At 45.1% G+C, this 17,440-nt stretch carries 15 protein-coding genes and 2 riboswitches; of the genes, 8 read left to right on the plus strand and 7 right to left on the minus strand.

Going from position 1 to position 17,440, the window contains the following annotated elements; translation table 11 throughout:
• Nucleotides 1-65 precede the first annotated feature (65 nt).
• Nucleotides 66-1,877 (plus strand): FMN-binding glutamate synthase family protein, encoded by a 1,812-nt coding sequence (locus ACHUET_RS03590; RefSeq protein WP_394210727.1) that lies wholly within the window; start codon nucleotides 66-68, stop codon nucleotides 1,875-1,877.
• Between the two features lie 70 nt (nucleotides 1,878-1,947).
• Nucleotides 1,948-2,757: a phosphodiester glycosidase family protein gene (locus ACHUET_RS03595; protein ID WP_394210729.1), complete on the plus strand. Its 810-nt coding sequence runs from the start codon at nucleotides 1,948-1,950 to the stop codon at nucleotides 2,755-2,757.
• Nucleotides 2,758-2,892: 135 nt separating this feature from the next.
• Here ACHUET_RS03595 and ACHUET_RS03600 read toward each other — a convergent pair whose 3' ends face one another.
• The 4 genes from ACHUET_RS03600 to ACHUET_RS03615 all read right to left on the minus strand — a co-directional run bounded on the left by ACHUET_RS03600 (nucleotide 2,893) and on the right by ACHUET_RS03615 (nucleotide 6,537).
• Entirely contained in the window at nucleotides 2,893-4,116 is a 1,224-nt protein-coding gene (locus ACHUET_RS03600) for a vWA domain-containing protein (protein ID WP_394210730.1), read from the minus strand.
• 57 nt (nucleotides 4,117-4,173) lie between these two features.
• Complete coding sequence (locus ACHUET_RS03605) at nucleotides 4,174-5,022, minus strand: AAA family ATPase (protein WP_394210732.1); 849 nt, start codon at nucleotides 5,020-5,022, stop codon at nucleotides 4,174-4,176.
• Nucleotides 5,023-5,307: 285 nt separating this feature from the next.
• A complete protein-coding gene (locus ACHUET_RS03610) occupies nucleotides 5,308-5,904 on the minus strand; it encodes a hypothetical protein (RefSeq protein ID WP_394210734.1) in 597 nt (198 codons plus the stop codon).
• 312 nt (nucleotides 5,905-6,216) lie between these two features.
• Nucleotides 6,217-6,537, minus strand: coding sequence for a YcgL domain-containing protein (locus ACHUET_RS03615; RefSeq protein ID WP_394210736.1), 321 nt, complete (start codon nucleotides 6,535-6,537; stop codon nucleotides 6,217-6,219).
• A 260-nt stretch (nucleotides 6,538-6,797) separates the two neighbouring features.
• A riboswitch (glycine riboswitch) is annotated at nucleotides 6,798-6,936 on the plus strand.
• Nucleotides 6,937-6,990: 54 nt separating this feature from the next.
• Nucleotides 6,991-7,139, plus strand: a riboswitch (glycine riboswitch).
• A 168-nt stretch (nucleotides 7,140-7,307) separates the two neighbouring features.
• Between ACHUET_RS03615 and gcvT the strand changes: the two genes are divergently transcribed.
• From gcvT to gcvP, 5 genes are all read left to right on the plus strand, one after another.
• Nucleotides 7,308-8,486 carry a glycine cleavage system aminomethyltransferase GcvT gene (gene gcvT, locus ACHUET_RS03620; RefSeq protein ID WP_394210738.1) on the plus strand — a complete coding sequence of 393 codons (1,179 nt, stop codon included), beginning with the start codon at nucleotides 7,308-7,310 and terminating at the stop codon, nucleotides 8,484-8,486.
• Nucleotides 8,487-8,510: 24 nt separating this feature from the next.
• Complete coding sequence (locus tag ACHUET_RS03625; RefSeq protein ID WP_394210740.1) at nucleotides 8,511-9,101, plus strand: hypothetical protein; 591 nt, start codon at nucleotides 8,511-8,513, stop codon at nucleotides 9,099-9,101.
• Nucleotides 9,102-9,188: 87 nt separating this feature from the next.
• A complete protein-coding gene (gene gcvH, locus ACHUET_RS03630) occupies nucleotides 9,189-9,569 on the plus strand; it encodes a glycine cleavage system protein GcvH (protein ID WP_201598259.1) in 381 nt (126 codons plus the stop codon).
• A 352-nt stretch (nucleotides 9,570-9,921) separates the two neighbouring features.
• Nucleotides 9,922-10,680, plus strand: coding sequence for a nitroreductase family protein (locus tag ACHUET_RS03635; protein WP_394210742.1), 759 nt, complete (start codon nucleotides 9,922-9,924; stop codon nucleotides 10,678-10,680).
• Between the two features lie 85 nt (nucleotides 10,681-10,765).
• Complete coding sequence (gene gcvP / locus ACHUET_RS03640) at nucleotides 10,766-13,663, plus strand: aminomethyl-transferring glycine dehydrogenase (protein WP_394210744.1); 2,898 nt, start codon at nucleotides 10,766-10,768, stop codon at nucleotides 13,661-13,663.
• 113 nt (nucleotides 13,664-13,776) lie between these two features.
• Here the strand turns inward: gcvP and ACHUET_RS03645 are convergent, their stop codons facing one another.
• Nucleotides 13,777-14,235, minus strand: coding sequence for a hypothetical protein (locus tag ACHUET_RS03645; protein WP_394210746.1), 459 nt, complete (start codon nucleotides 14,233-14,235; stop codon nucleotides 13,777-13,779).
• 133 nt (nucleotides 14,236-14,368) lie between these two features.
• On the opposite strand from ACHUET_RS03645, the gene ACHUET_RS03650 reads away from it, so the two are divergent.
• A complete protein-coding gene (locus tag ACHUET_RS03650) occupies nucleotides 14,369-15,073 on the plus strand; it encodes an esterase/lipase family protein (RefSeq protein WP_394210748.1) in 705 nt (234 codons plus the stop codon).
• A gap of 206 nt (nucleotides 15,074-15,279) precedes the next feature.
• Here ACHUET_RS03650 and ACHUET_RS03655 read toward each other — a convergent pair whose 3' ends face one another.
• Together ACHUET_RS03655 and recR are read right to left on the minus strand one after the other, a co-directional pair.
• A complete protein-coding gene (locus ACHUET_RS03655; protein ID WP_394210749.1) occupies nucleotides 15,280-16,614 on the minus strand; it encodes a ribonuclease D in 1,335 nt (444 codons plus the stop codon).
• Nucleotides 16,615-16,750: 136 nt separating this feature from the next.
• Nucleotides 16,751-17,344: a recombination mediator RecR gene (gene recR, locus ACHUET_RS03660; RefSeq protein ID WP_394210751.1), complete on the minus strand. Its 594-nt coding sequence runs from the start codon at nucleotides 17,342-17,344 to the stop codon at nucleotides 16,751-16,753.
• Nucleotides 17,345-17,440 lie beyond the last annotated feature (96 nt).

A 17,440-nucleotide genomic window follows, 5' to 3' on the forward strand; every position in this document is an offset into this window, starting at 1 on the left:
GTGTATGATGTACGCGACAAATTTGAGCGTCTTATCTATATTTACAATGACTATTGAGCCTCGTTATGCCTGAATCTCGTACCAATCTACACCCTGAACCCAAAACCAGCTCGCCGTATTTTGTCGGGTTGCTGCTGCGCTACAGCACGCTGGGTGCAGCTATTTGTCTATTATTAGCAGGATTGCTACTGATGCACGGTTGGTTGATCGTGATTGGCGGTTTTGGCGTAGGACTCGGTATTTATGATCTGATTCAGTCCAAGCATTCAGTGCTAAAAAACTACCCGATAGCAGGACATATACGCTACGTACTAGAGGATTTTCGTCCTGAGATTCGTCAGTATTTGCTTGAGGATGACAAAGAGCAAGTGCCGTTTTCACGACAGCAGCGCGCGCTAGTGTATCAGCGGGCAAAGAACGTCAGCGATACCAATGCGTTTGGTACGCTAGACAATCTTTATACTCATGGTAAAGAATGGTTTTTGCAATCCGCCATTAGCCAGCCATTAAAAAACAAAGACTTTCGTATCACTGTTGGCGGCGAGCGTTGCCAGCAGCCACATGACATGTCGGTATTCAATATCTCCGCGATGAGTTTTGGCAGTCTGTCAGCAAACGCCATTATGGCGCTTAATCAAGGTGCCAAGATTGGTGGCTTTACCCATGATACTGGGGAAGGTGCTATTAGCCCTTATCATCGCAAGTTCGGTGGCGATTTGATTTGGGAGTTGGGTACAGGGTATTTTGGCTGCCGTGATGCCGAAGGCAATTTTGACCCACAGTCTTTTGCCGAAAAAGCCATCGATCCACAAGTCAAAATGATCGAGATCAAGCTGTCGCAAGGTGCCAAACCGGGTAAAGGTGGCGTGTTGCCATCGAGCAAAATCACCCAAGAGATTGCCGATACCCGCCAAGTACCGACAGGTCAAGACTGTATCTCGCCCGCCTCACATACTGCATTTAGTACACCGCGTGAGCTTGTCGCCTTTTGGCAGCAGCTACGTGAGCTGTCTGGCGGCAAGCCTGTTGGCTTTAAGCTATGCGTAGGTCAGCCTTGGCAATTTATGGCGATTGTCAAAGCCATGATTGAGATGGACAACTATCCTGACTTTATTGTTATTGATGGTGCTGAAGGCGGTACAGGGGCGGCGCCTGTTGAGTTTATGGACAATGTCGGTATGCCAATGGTTGAAGGGTTTTTGCTCGTTCACAATACTTTGGTCGGTGCAGGCATTCGTGACAAGATCAGACTGGGCGTCAGTGGTAAGATTGTCTCAGGGTTTGATATTGCGCGGATGATTGCACTGGGCGCTGATTGGTGTAACTCGGCACGCGGCTTTATGTTCGCAGTCGGCTGTATTCAGTCGCGCTCTTGTCATACCAATACCTGCCCGACAGGCGTCGCCACCCAAGACCCTTACCGTCAAAAGGCGCTTGATGTGCCTAGCAAAGCAGAGCGGGTAGCAAGCTTTCACAAAAACACGCTCAAATCGCTTGCCAGTATCGTCGGCGCAGTGGGTTTACAGCATCCGAGTCAGTTGCAGCCTTATCATATCGCCCGCCGTCTAGATGACGGGCAGATTAAGCTGCTATCTAAGTTTTTCTATTTTACGGATAAGGGCGCATTACTTGATAATAGCGCGCGTGCGGATATTTTCAATCAGATGTGGGTGATGGCCAATCCTGATAGTTTCTTAGCCAATAACGATGCGCTCATTGCTTATAATAAAGACTCCCGTGATAGAGGCAAAGAAACCAGCGCACCCACTGGACACCGCTCGATGTATGATACTGACCACTTGATCATGACCGATGGTGGACAACTCATCGGCAATGTGAATAATACCTTCCGTGACTATCCGCCTAGTAGCGACTAAAAGGTAGTACGCAAAAATTATTCATTAAACACAAACCACAAATACCCCTATGTTAAAAGACGTGTGATTGATGCCAACCTCCATTTTTACCTTATCGTTATCATTGATAATGCTTGCGCTAGGCCTTAGCGCTTGCCAGCAGACAGACACTGACACGACTAACCTCGATACAGACAGTTGGTCGTGTCAGACAAAAGACTCGCCATTTACATATAGCGTCTGCCGTGTGGATGCAAGTGAATTAACAAACGATCGTTATTCACTCCAGCTATTTTGGCAAGCCTCTAATGACCAACCACTACTGACCTTTGATACGTTGCTGTCCACTTTACCAAAGACTGAAACTTTAAACTTTGCTATGAATGCAGGGATGTACAACGAAAACTATGCACCGATTGGCTATACCGTTATCAAAGGCAAAGAGGTCAAATCGCTCAATCTAAAAGAAGGTGGCGGTAATTTTCATTTATTGCCCAATGGCGTTATGTGGTGGGACAAAGCTGGCAACGTGCAAATCACCGAAAGCCATACCTTAGATGAGCAGATAACTACTGGCAACGCACAGCCTTGGTATGCGACGCAGTCTGGTCCTATGCTAGTCATCAATGACGAGATACACCCGCAGTTCAATCCTGATAGCACCTCCATCAAACTGCGTAACGGTGCAGGCATTTGCCGAGATGGCAGCATACAATTCGTCAATACAGATGAGCCTGTGACGTTTTATCAGTTTGCGACTCTATTCAAAGACGAACTAGGTTGTTCAAATGCGCTATTTTTGGATGGCGGCATTGCCTCAGCACTGTATGCACCTACTATCGATAAGCAAGACAAAAAAGAGATGGGCGTGATGATTGGACTGGTTGAAAATAAAAACTAGTATCCCTCTTTACCATAGCATTTGTCGCTAATATGCCTCCTCAAAATTGGCACTACTTAACATAAAAAAGCACTTAAAACGCTAATGTCGTCTTAAGTGCTTTTTTCATATTACTCGTCCAAATGTAGACCAATATTATCGCGCCATGTATTGAGTCATCTCCTCAACACCATGTAAGGTCATTGGATACATCTTATTTTCAAACAGCTTTTTGATCTCAACGATGGTTTGCGTGTACTGCCAATAGCTTGGCGTTTCAGGATTGAGCCACGCCACTTTATCAAAATGCTCAAGCACACGCCTTAGCCATACAATACCCGCTTCATTGTTCATATACTCGACACTACCGCCCACGGTCATCAGCTCATAGGGCGACATCGATGCATCACCGACGAAGATGACGCGATACTCGCGCCCATATTTATTGAGTAGCTCAAACGTTGGCATTGGTGCGCTGTGCCGACGGTTGTTATCCTTCCACACATAGTCATATAGGCAGTTATGAAAATAAAAGAACTCTAATGTTTTAAACTCGTTCTTTGCCGCAGAGAACAGTTTCTCAAGTGCTTCAACATGGATGTCCATACTACCGCCCACGTCAAATAGCATCAATACCTTGACTCGGTTGCGGCGCTCGGCTTGCATATGTATATCGAGCACACCCTTCTTGGCAGTACGTTTAATGGTCTCATGAATATCGAGCTCATCCGCACTGCCTGTGCGCGCAAACTGACGTAGATTGCGTAGTGCCATTTGGATTTGGCGAGTACCAAGTTGATTATCATCATCAAGATTACGGTATTTACGCTGCTCCCAGACTTTCGCGGCGCTACGTTTACGCGATTCACCGCCAACGCGTACTCCTTCTGGATGATCCCCATAAGCACCAAATGGCGAGGTGCCGCCCGTCCCTACCCATTTACTGCCACCTTGGTGACGCGCTTTTTGCTCTTTTAACCGCTCCTCTAACGCCTTCATTAGCTCCTCAAGCGAGCCGTATTTTTTTAGCAGACGCCTTTGCTCTTCGGTCAAGTTCTTTGGGTCGAGCTTTAGATCGAGCCATTCTTTAGGCACATCCGTCAGCTTAGCCAACAGCGCATCCATATCAAGGCTATCAACCCCTTCAAAATAATCTGCCATGGCCCGATCAAATTTATCAAAATGGCGCTCGTCTTTGACCATGCACAGCCGAATCAGCCGATACATATCCTCACGGCTCGCAAAAGTCGTCAGTGCTGGATCTTCAGGATGCGGCTGCATCATCAAACCCTTGTCTAACGCGGCATTGAGATCAAGCAGCTCACGCGTACTGACTGGCACGCCGTAAGTCCGCAAGGTATAGAATAATTTTATGAACATAAGAGACGCACCACTGATTGACGTAAAACGGAAAAAGCACTGAACACCTAGATACGCTTAACGACGCATCATGTTGGCAAAACGCTGTAGTAAATTCACATCCGCTTCGTTTTTCAGCAATGCACCATATAATGGTGGGATAGATTTTTCACCGCGTAAGTTTTCTTCTAGCTCATCCTGCGCCATGTCATCAGCGAGCAATAACGTCAACCAATCGACCAGCTCAGACGTGGATGGTGGCTTTTTGAGGCCTTGAATGTTGCGCAGTTTGTAAAAAACATCCAACGCGTCGTTGACCAGTTTTTCTTGAATATCGGGGAAATGCACCTCTATGATTTGGCGCATGGTTTGCTCTTCTGGAAAGTCGATGTAATGAAAGAAGCAACGACGCAAAAATGCATCGGGCAGCTCTTTTTCATTGTTTGATGTGATAATCACCACAGGACGCTGCTCTGCGGTAATGGTTTCACCCGTCTCATACACATAAAACGACATCTTATCCAGCTCATGCAGCAAATCATTAGGGAACTCGATATCTGCTTTATCGATCTCATCGATCAGTAGTACGCTGCGCTCAGTGCTAGTGAAGGCATCCCACAGCTTGCCCGGCTTGATGTAATTGCCAATCTCATAAACTTTGTCATCACCCAACTGCGAATCACGCAGGCGCGATACCGCATCGTACTCGTATAAACCCTGCTCAGCTTTAGTCGTCGACTTGATGTGCCACGTAATCAGTGGCATCCCTAGACTTTCAGCAACCTCTTCTGCAAGCAATGTCTTACCCGTACCAGGTTCACCCTTGATAAGGAGCGGCTTTTGCAGGGTCATGGCCGCATTCACTGCCAGTTGTAAATCGTCTGTGGCGATATAATTTTGAGTGCCGGTAAAGGTTTGCTTGCTCATAATCAGGTCTCGATTGTTGTTATAGATGAATTGTTATGAATGTATGGTTATAAATAGGACTAAAAATTTGATAATGAATAAAAGATAAATTAGATTAGCACAGCCTGACGTATTGCCAAAATACTCATGCGTTCGCCTTTATTAACCATGGTTATATACCTCTAACCATTCATATAATTGGTAAACACTCTGGCATAAAAAAAGACACGCATTGGTGTCTTTTCATTCAGGTATGCAGTCATTTTTTAAGACAATAACTTTATATTAATGCTTAGTCTACTTTCATCATTTATCGGACATATCGCTATTAGCTTTCTTATTTAATGTACTATCTTTTTCTAGGTTTACATTAGTATCGGACTGTTCGGTGACGGTAGCACCTTCTGCCAAATAACTGCCGGTCGTCAGTTGCATCGTCGCTTGCGTATCCTCTGCCGTACGGCTACGAGCTTTATCCAAACTCGACGCAAATGCGCCGCGTATCAGCTGCCACATAAAACCGATAAACAAACCAATGACCAGTACTACCAATATTGGCAGCATATTGGCAATCGCGCCTGCGAAGTCCTTCATCATAACAGCGTAGACGACGCTGATACTGGCTGGTGCAATCTCACTAGAATCACCAAGCGCTGTGCCTGGCGCCAATAACACTGCAAACAGTATCATCCAGCTCATACCACCTAATGGTTTGGGCAATATGCGAGCGACTAGCAACCATAACACCAACACCAAAATCGAACCACCAAGATACACATACATTGGCAAATCGGCGGGCGGTACGTTTTTTACCATTTGACCCCACCAAATGGCAATCTCACCGAGAATGTCACTGATAGATTCTAATGGTAAGCTATGTAAGATGTTTTTTAACCAGTCCATGCGTGTTTCATTACCTGCGTTTATCACCGGTGACACGTTGTGTGTCTAGCAGTGTATGGTGCGTTATATCGTACCAAAATAAAATCAAATACATAATCGATGCACACATCATGTGCGTTTCTATCTGTATTTTTTTATGTAGATGTCATGGGGTGTCAGTTTATCACGACTTTCTACCCAAATGCATGTGACCAAATGTGTCGTGAGTGTTTTGTCCATGGCATTGTAAAGATCATTCTCTCAATCACCTTGTCACAACCGTCTTGCCAATAAGCATACCAAGCGTCAATGCTATCTAATCGTAAAATGTATCTAGTCGTAGATATTGTCTTGCGCTTCACGAGCGCGCAGCTCTGCTTGGCGGCGCATGACATCTTGTGGTGGCATCTGCACAAAATAGCCTTGGGAATCTAGCTTTGCCAGTACTTCTTCTTTATCAACACGCGCCAGAGTGGGCGTCGTCGCCAAATCAAGATGCATGACAAACTTGCTGCGGCCTAAACCTGCACGAAAGTCTTTTGGCAGTACGCCAAGCCAATCTTTGATCTCATCGGTATCATCAGGATAATCAGGGCGCGCAATATACACATACATGTCATCATGTTTGGGAAATTTATAAATATCGCAATGCATAAAAACCACCTATCAGTAACTATGGGCGTAGGTTAGCATATTTCAGGCAAATACCAGTAGTCGCTTTGCGTTTTGCTATCGTAATTTTGCTGTCCTATGCTGTTTTGAGCAGTCTAAAAACTGCTGGGAGAAGTGTAGAACCTCCTCTTACTACTCGCCTCTCTTCAACAAACCATCCTAGTAAAACATCATTTTTGCCAAATTTATTTACTTTAATAGCGTTGATGACTTGTAAAAGCGCTTTGAACCTTTCATAATAAAAGCGTTTTTCAGGAGAGAGTCTGTCGGCACAGATTTTGTATAAAACCGCATTGGTGATACAAACTGACAACTGCCATATGACCACCGAAGGCGCATCCACCCTGCCAATCGCTCAGGTAAAAGGACTGAAAAACGTATGTCATTATTGTTTACGTTGATGCCATCAATCATGCATCGCGAACAAACAAAAGGCATAACAAATCTGGAGAGTGGTAAGAACGGACGACGTCTTACCCACCGAAGGGGAGAAAATACGTTATCATCAATCGCAGGTTTTAAATAACTGCTCGTAAACGATGGTTCGTGTTGAAAATCTCAGGTCACAGGACAGATGGGGCTTTAGCTTAAACCGACGTTCAGCGTCTGTTTGGCTTGTGTCTTTATCTTTGATTTCTGTGTCACCCTTTGATGTGATATTTGCACCTTGCAATATTGCTTCTCGCTACTTTTACGTTGCGCATCACACCTTACTCTGCCGAGTACGACTGATGTACACATAAGGATTTGTTATGACTGATACCCATTCTCAAGACTCTAGCAGCACCCAAACCCCAAAGCGCACCCCTTTTTACCAGTCTCATCTTGATAGTGAGGGCAAACTGGTCGATTTTTCTGGTTGGGAATTGCCAATTCATTACGGTTCACAAATTGAAGAGCACGAAGCAGTACGTACGGACGCAGGTATGTTTGATGTCTCACATATGGTTGTGACTGATATCAAAGGCGCGGATACCAAAGCATGGCTACAAAAACTGCTCGCAAACGATGTCAACAAACTCACTACCGCTGGTAAAGCGCTATACTCTGGCATGCTCAATGAGCAAGGCGGCGTCATCGATGATTTGATCGTCTACCTCATGAATGCAGAAGAAACTGAGTACCGTATCGTTTCTAACGCGGCCACTCGTGACAAGGATTTAGCACAGTTTAATAAAGTCGCTGAAGGCTTTGATATTACGATTACCGAGCGTCCTGAGCTTGCGATGCTCGCCGTGCAAGGTCCAAATGCTATTACAAAATTGGCTCAAGCCAAACCAAGTTGGGCAGATACCTTAGCAGGGCTAAAACCTTTCGTTGGTGGTGACTTGACCAATATCGAAGGCACCGATTGGTTTGTGGCTCGTACTGGCTATACTGGTGAAGATGGCGTCGAAGTCATTATGCATGCCGATGATGCCCCTGCTTTCTTTGAGCAGCTAAAAGCAAATGGTATCAAACCTGCTGGTCTTGGCGCACGTGATACCTTGCGTATGGAAGCAGGCATGAACCTCTATGGCCATGACATGGACGAAACCATTAGCCCTTATGAGTGCAACATGGGCTGGACGCTAGCGCTTAAAGATGACCGCGCCTTTGTCGGCCGTGAAGCATTGGTCAGCAAACGTAAGCAGTCAAAAGAAGACAACACCGCTATGAAGCAAGTAGGTCTGCTATTGACCACGCGCGGCGTATTGCGTGAAGGCATGACCGTGACTATCAATCAAGGCACTGACAATCAGCAAACTGGCATTATCACCAGCGGTACATTCTCCCCTAGCCTAAAAAACTCCATTGCGATTGCCCGTGTGCCTGCCAGCTTATCAGAAGATGATAACGTACAGGTCGATCTACGCGGCAAAGGTAAGTTCGTCGATGTGCGCGTATTGAAGCTACCTTTTGTCCGTAATGGCAAGCAGCAGTTTGACTAATTGAAAAATGGAGGGCTAACACTCATGCTATCTTCTATTATAGGCAATGGGCGTGCATTTTGTATTACATTACTTGTTTTGTGTGTAGCCTCGCCTGCATCTGCTGCAAATAAAAGCTATGACTGGACTCCCTTCTTTAAGTCTTGGGAAAATGCTTGCGATTTTGAGCCTCAAGAGGTTTTATTTACTAGTATGATTCCTGATGCTGATACTTTATCTTCGGGAAGTATTGCTGTTCCTAAAGAGTATGCTTTTGCAGTAGATAGTGAGCTCAAAACCATATTCTATGACGATGAAGGAGAACTTAGCAGTAAAAGTAATGCCAATTATTTTGACGCTAGCTTTGATATTGTAGGGAAGTATTACGACATCCCCATTGTCAAAATTGGTTTCATAGGTGGTGTCGGTAACGGAATCTACAGCCCCTACTTTGTTTTAGATAAAAATATTGTAGATGTTAGAAAAATCTTACGTAAAAAAAATATAGATATTACATATGAGTCTTCAGACTTTCACGACTCAGACATGTATGGAAATTCGGATATTGGTATTGAAGTATATGCTAATAGCGAAAACCCTGATCGCACAAATATCATTTGTGATTTTTCCAACTAATAATATATCACTTTTATTTTTCCATTGAGAAGTAAAGAGTATCTTATATACTATAACTTCTTACTAAATACCTATTCAGGAGAGACCATGAGCAACATCCCAGCAGAGCTAAAATATATTGCGAGTCACGAGTGGCTACGCCTAGAAGACGACGGTACGATCACTGTTGGTATCACTGACCATGCTCAAGATCTATTGGGTGATGTGGTATTCGTTGAGCTACCAGATGTGGGCGATATCATCGCTGTTGATGACGAAGTCTCAGTGGTTGAGTCTGTCAAAGCGGCTTCTGACGTTTATGCACCTATCTCAGGTGAAGTCATCGCTATCAACGAAGCACTAGAAGATGATCCTGAAATCATCAACTCTGACCCATACGGCGAAGGTTGGTTCTTCAGAATGAAACCTGACAACATCGCTGACTACGAAGCCCTAATGACTGCTGATGAGTACGAAAGCGACTTATAAGCTAAGCACGTAAGCTGAGTATGCTCTCACAAGACATTAGCACTTGTAAGACGTTAGCTTATACAAAGCACTAGCCCCGACTAAACATCATAGATACTGGCAACAGCTGGTATCTATACTCTCTATTTAAACGATTTAAAAATCTTTCTCATGAAAAGTATTGGCTCATTGACCATGCTTGTTATTTGAAAGCAGCTTTATATATAGACCACCAAAAACCATTATCGTCCGATGTTATTGCTCTCAAGCATTATCTCATTGACTCGTATTGATCACCTATTCGAATTCCAATGAATACGTACTATCAATAACGACGCAAACTGATAACCCAATTCTCAGCATGGATCCTAATATGAATGCCAACACCGATAATAAAGACCCCATCGCCACACCAAACCATACGCCGCAGCTACAAGCCTTTCGCGATATCGTAGAATCACGCCGTTCCGTGCGCCGTTTTACTGACACGCCCATCCCTGACGACGTACTGGCAGACTGTCTGCGTTTGGCCATGCTAGCACCAAACTCTAGCAACTTACAGCCGTGGGAGTTTTATGTTATCGATGATACTGACAATCGCAAACGCGCCATCAAAAACTGTATGAACCAAAACGCGGCAAAAACATCGGCGCGCTTAATCGCTATCGTTGCTCGCACCGACATCTGGCATGAGCATGCTCAGCAAATATTGCGCGAATACCCTGATCAGCCAGTCCCTAAGAAAGTGAAAGACTACTATAACAAAGTCGTTACGATGGACTTTTTGCGCGGCCCAGCCAACGTGGTTTCGGCTGCAAAATGGGGCGCGACGCAAGTGGTCAGACGCGTAAAAGGCCCAATTAAATCGCCTTACTATACGTTTGAAGACACCAAAAACTGGGCAACCAATAACACCGCACTTGCCGCCGAAAACCTCATGCTAGCACTACGTGCTCATGGGTTTGATAGCTGTGCTATGGGCGGCTTTGATGAGCCTGCTATGAAGCGATTACTAGGCCTAGGCGACGATCAACATATCATTATGATGATTGGCGCAGGTGAACGTGCTGACAATGGCGTTTACAACACCCAGTTCCGTTTTGATCAAAAACAGTTTGTGCATTACGTATAACGTACCGCTCACAGTGTTTCCTTAACTGCTCACAATGTTTTCTTAATTGCTATTTTGTTTATTACTCCCTTAACCAAGGATTGTCATGACTATCTCTCAAAACCCATCGTTTGATACCTTTCAAGGATTGTTCAACGAAGCTGAATTTGTCTATCGCCACTTAGGTTCGAACGAGACCAAGCAAGCTGACCTACTCAGCGCTGTTGGTTATAAAGATATGCAAAGCTTTATCAATGACACTGTGCCTGAGCCAGTACGTTTGCACAAAGAATTGGATTTGCCAGTGGCGATGAGTGAGCACGCTGCACTTGCCAAACTACGCACGATGGCAGACGACATCACTGTTAACAAAAGCTATATCGGTCAAGGCTACTCTCCTGTCCGTATGCCTGCGGTCATTCAGCGTAATGTCCTTGAAAATCCAGGCTGGTACACCGCCTATACCCCTTATCAAGCTGAAATCGCGCAAGGCCGTCTAGAAGCATTGCTAAACTTCCAACAAGTATGTATTGATCTAACAGGTCTTGAGCTGGCTGGTGCGTCATTGCTTGATGAAGCAACAGCAGCGGCAGAAGCAATGGCGATGTCAAAGCGTGTGAGCAAAAGTAAATCAACGCAGTATTTCGTCGATGAGCGCGTCTATCCACAAACGCTAGATGTCATCAATACTCGTGCTAAGTACTTTGGTTGGGAAGTGGTCGTTGGTGATTTTGAAACGGCCAAATCAGGCGACTATTTCGGTGCGCTATTCCAGTATGTTGGCGTAGAAGGCGACGTTAAAGACTTAACAGACGTCATCGCGGCCGTAAAAGAAAACAAGACTTACGTCAGTGTCGTCAGTGACATCATGAGCTTGGTGTTATTAAAATCACCAGCCGACATGGGTGCGGACGTAGCGCTAGGTAGTACTCAGCGTTTCGGTATTCCAATGGGCTTTGGTGGTCCACATGCCGCTTATTTTGCGTTCTCTGATAAAGCAAAACGCTCAGCGCCTGGTCGTATCATTGGCGTATCTAAAGACGCACAGGGCAATACCGCATTACGTATGGCGCTACAGACGCGTGAGCAGCATATCCGCCGCGAAAAAGCCAACTCAAACATCTGTACCTCGCAAGTATTGCTCGCTAACCTCGCTGGTATGTATGCGGTATATCATGGACCAGGCGGCGTCAAACGCATCGCCACTCGTATTCATGCGTTTGCGACTGCTTTCGCTGATGCTATCAAAGAAGCCAATGACAGTAGCCTAAATGTAGTACACGATCAATTCTTCGATACAGTCGTGGTTGATTGTGGTTCAGAGAAATTAGCTACTCAAATCTTCAAAAATGCAGACAACGTTGGCTACAACTTATGGCGTTTAAGCGACACCAAATTGAGCGTTGCCTTTAGTGAAACCAGCGATCAGCAAGACTTCAACACGTTGACTCAGCTATTCGTCAATAAGTCACACGATTTACCTGAAACAGCTCGCGTCTCTCTAGATAGCACACACCTGCGTACGGATGATATCTTGACTCATCCAGTATTCAACTCGCATCATACCGAGCATGAAATGCTACGCTACCTAAAGTCGCTTGAAGACAAAGATCTAGCGATGAACCGCAGTATGATTTCACTGGGTAGCTGTACCATGAAACTCAACGCCACCAGTGAGATGTTACCTATCACTTGGCCTGAATTTGCCAATGTCCATCCTTTTGCACCACGCGACCAAGTCACTGGCTATATCGCGATGATTGATAGTCTACAAGACCAACTCAAAGCCATTACCGGTTTTGATGATGTGTCTATGCAGCCAAACTCTGGCGCCTCTGGTGAGTATGCAGGTCTGCTTGCTATCCGTCGTTATCATGAGTCACTGGGCGAGACCAATCGTGACGTTTGCTTGATTCCTATGTCAGCGCACGGTACCAACCCTGCTACCGCCATGATGATGGGCATGCAAGTGGTCGTGGTCAGAACCGATGAAAACGGCAACGTTGATATTGCTGATCTGACTGCTAAATGTGAAGAGCACAGCGAACGTTTGGGTGCTTTGATGATTACCTATCCATCAACGCATGGTGTGTTTGAAGAAGGCATCCGTCATATCTGTGATTTGACTCACAAGCATGGCGGTCAGGTCTATATGGACGGCGCAAACATGAACGCTCAGGTAGGCATGATGCAGCCTGCAGACGTTGGTGCTGATGTACTGCACATGAACTTGCATAAGACTTTCTGTATCCCGCATGGCGGCGGTGGCCCAGGTATGGGTCCTATCGGCATGAAGGCGCATTTGGCACCATTTATGGCCAACCACACGCTAAGCCCTGTCCATAATGCACAAAAAGACTGCTCAGCCGTATCAGCAGCACCTTATGGTTCGGCGAGCATTTTGCCTATCTCATGGATGTACATTGCTATGATGGGCCGTGATGGTCTATTAAAAGCCACTGAATTGGCATTGTTGAACGCAAACTATGTGGCAGCCGAATTAAAAGGTCACTACCCTGTCCTATATGCTGGCAAAAACGGCCGTGTGGCTCACGAATGTATCATCGATATTCGTCCGTTAAAAGAAGAGACTGGCATCACAGAAAGCGATATCGCTAAGCGCTTGATGGATTATGGTTTCCATTCGCCAACGATGAGCTTCCCAGTCGCTGGCACGCTTATGATTGAGCCAACAGAGTCTGAGTCAAAAGAAGAGTTGGATCGCTTTATCAGTGCGCTAAAGTCTATCAAAGCTGAAGCCATGAAAGCCAAAGCTGGTGAAGATAACTGGACGCTAGAAGACAACCCATTAGTCAATGCACCGCATACCGCAGCTATGATTACTGGCGAAGAGTGGACGCATCCTTACAGCCGTGAGACTGCTGCATTCCCACTACCATACATCCGTGCAAACAAGTTCTGGCCAAGTGTTGCGCGCGTCGATGATGCGTATGGTGATAAGAACCTAATGTGCTCTTGCCCAAGTATCGAAAACTATATGTAATTATCATTTTTGATAACTGCTCGTTTATTTTATAACAAACCGCCAAATCAGCGACTGATTTGGCGGTTTTGTTTTATGCGTGCATTGTTAAATTTTTACACTATTAATGAGACTTAACCGCCCAACCAACCTTTATTCAAACCACAATCTATCCAGTTGAGCTTTATATTTTCACCTGTCAGGATTCCTTTAGGATAAGTAAACGCCGCGCCGCCGAGATAAAGCTCATCGCCAATCTTATAAGGCTTTCCTTCAAATAGCAGTACTTCCTGAGCGGCATCCCATGAAAAAGACGTATCTGCTAATACTAGCAGAAGACTATTATCTTTTGTCGGCACCTCGTCACTATCCCTAGTCAAAGCAAGGCAGTTATTGATAACTGTCAAATATCCCGCTGTCATCGCTGTAAATCTACCATCCGTTTTGGCTGGGGACCAAGTAGAAATTTGCAGAGGTGTCTTAGCTGCTATAGGTTCGCTTACTACCACCATTTCTGGCATCTCTACCTGAACAACTGGTGGTCTCTCCGCTCTATAAGTGGTACAACCTGACAGCGTAACAATGGCTAACATTGAGATTAAAAAACTCAGATAATTTGACAACCCTTACCCCTAAAGCGCTAATATAAGATGTCTGTCTATCCGCTCATTTTGATAAACAAGCGTTGATAAAAAACCTTATAATGTTACTCATTTGGATATTATTATGCAACAAAAAGACATGGAACAAAAAGCGCCTACACGAAAAAACCTTGTGATTTTGATACATGGCTTGCATCAAACGACTTGGATGATGCGTCCATTAGCGAAGCGTCTACGAGCGCAAGGCTTTGCCACCCATCAATACAGCTATCGCAGCATGCGCGATAGTATCAAAACCAACAGCCTGCGATTACATGAATGGCTGAGTACCAACCACAACCCCGATCAACCGATAGATTTGGTCGGTCATAGCTTGGGTGGATTGATTATTCGTGATTTCTTGGCCAATTATCCCAAATGGCAAATTGGGCGCTGCGTCACGCTTGGCACGCCGCATGTGGGTAGTGTTTGCGCCGATTATGTGTGGCGTCTGAGTCCTTTGATTGTAGGACGTTCTTATATTGATGCGCTCGATGGTACAGCGACGTCCTGTCCTGAACATATCCATCTGGGCGTGATTGCAGGCGATAAACCGCGCGGCTTAGGGCAACTTTTTTTGCAATATCATAATCGCAAACTGAATAAAGAAGGCGAATCAGCAGTGGCAGAAAACTGTGCTCATGATGGCACTGTCTACGTCAGCGAAACTCGACTAGAATGCGCCAACGACCATATCGTCCTTCCCGTTACCCATACAGGCATGCTGGTCAATAAAGAAGTGGCTCGGCAAGTGATTTTGTTTTTGGAAAACGGTGAGTTTGAACACTAGGGCATATTTTTTAATACCTAAAATGCCCTAGATGACAGCGAATAATGGAATAGATATGACTGAGTAAAAGCGTAAGCACGATTTTCTAAAACGCCCATTTATCGATAGAGAAAAAAATTGATACTACCATTGATTGATTTAAAAAATTGGTTTAAAAAACAAGCAATGTGAAATTAGGCATCAATTTTTTGAGTTGGCTGTATTTGCTATCTAATACCCATCCCTTGTTGCAATTCAGTTTTATGCTTGCTGATCACTGGAATCAACGTCTGGACGACCCAGTCATTGCGCCAGCCTTTTAACCCTTGTGGTAATTCGCTGAGATCTTTATCAAGAGCAATGACTTCATACAGCTGTCCTAGCCATTTTTTGCGCATTAAAACGCTGCTAGGCACGCCGATAGCCTTAGCGTGATCATCAATCGCTTGCTGCACTGCTTTTGACAAGATTTTGTTTTTTGAGCGATATGGCGGCACTAGACAAGCTGGATGCTCAGCAGGTGGTAGGCTTTTGGCTTCTCTTATTATCTTAAGCAGCTCTTCACCATATAAGCGCAGCATGCTACGGTGCATCGTCGTTTTGTGCGCCAGCTCACGCATGCTGTTTGGTTTTTCAGTGACGATCTCACGTACCGCTTGCTTTTTGATGATAAACGTACGCGGCTGGTTGGTCGCACGTGCCAGCTCTTCTCGCCACGTCGCAATCCCTTTGAGTATCGCCATTTGCTGTGAGTTATAGCGATAATCAGCCATCGTCAGATACATCGCTTCATCTTCGACGTGCTGCAAGTCATACAAATCACTGGCATAGAGCTGACAGTCAGCCCAGACGTAATCGTATAGGCCTTGTGCCTTAAGCGCATGTTCGATACTGAGATACAGCGCTGGCAAATAACGCACATCATCGATGGCATATTGCTCCTGCTCATCTGTCAACGGGCGCTGGAGCCAATCAGACTGACTGTGCTCTTTATCGATATGCATATCTAGCTGACCTGCCAATGCCTGCTGATAGCCCATTTGTAATTGACCGGTTAAATAAGACAACGCAATTTGCGTATCAAAAATATTGGTCAATGGCGGACAGCCAGATAGCAGATAAAAAATACCCAAGTCTTCACCGCAAGCATGCCAGATGGCCACATCGACTTTGCGTAGCGCTTCCCACAACTCAGATAATTGCAACTCAGGTGCATCTAGTAAATATACGTGATTACCCGTATTCAACTGTACGAGTGCCAAACGCGGATAATAAGTGTCACGCTTGATAAACTCAGTATCTAAGGCCACGCGTCCGCAAGTCGCTAAGGCATCAATAACTTCATCTAAATCGCTTTGTTTACGTACCCATGTAATAGCAACGTCATCGGCAATATCCAATAGTTCATCAATATCTAGCACTTCAACATCTGGAGTATTAGCAGCTGACTCAGATACTGTAGTTACTGACATTGGCTCAGTATTAGCGGCTTCTTGTAATGGGCCATCATTGATATCAGAAGCATTTGATTGAGCTGAGGCGTTTGAAACGTTATTGGACACGGGCAGATACCTGCATAAATAAGAGAAAATAAAACGCGATACTGCGTCTTAATAAAATTAGAAAAGAGCACAATAATAAAGCAATTATAACAATTTCACGAAATGAAAGGGGCAAGACTTTGATGCAATCAAAACCTTATAAAAAAGAGCGGTTTTGCATGGCTTGACCCAGCGTCATACTATCTAGATACTCAAGCTCGCCGCCCATCGGTACCCCTTGTGCCAAACGCGTGACTTTATTGACATGACGACTGACCGCCTCGCTAATAAAATGTGCGGTGGTCTGCCCTTCAACCGTCGTACCTGTCGCCAGTATAATCTCTTCAACAGGCTCTTGTTTGACTCGCCATACCAGCTGATCAATATTTAGATCATCTGCACTGATTCCATCAATCGGGGATAAATGTCCGCCAAGCACAAAATAGCGACCACGATATCCTGCCGTTTGCTCGATTGCCATCACATCTGCTGCTGTCTCGACCACACACAGCAACCCATCATCACGTCTAGGGTCTTGGCAAAGCGGACATATAGTCTCATCACTAAAGCTATGACAGCGCTGACATTCAACGATATCGCGCATGGCTTCGTCTAGTGCTTGGGCGAGTGCCATACCTTGTGGGCGTTTTTTACTGAGCAGATGTAGCGCCATTCGTTGGGCACTTTTTTGACCCACACCCGGCAATATACGCAGCTGTTTGACCAGCTGATCAAATTTGGCTGTAAGCAAAGTAGCTTCCTTTAGTTGACTGAATTTAACTGAATTTAACTTAATTTAAAAAACCGTAGCTATAAAAATGGGGTCGTATCGTGTCGATAACAACCC

The organism is Psychrobacter piscatorii, from assembly GCF_043641605.1.
Classification (GTDB): domain Bacteria; phylum Pseudomonadota; class Gammaproteobacteria; order Pseudomonadales; family Moraxellaceae; genus Psychrobacter; species Psychrobacter piscatorii_C.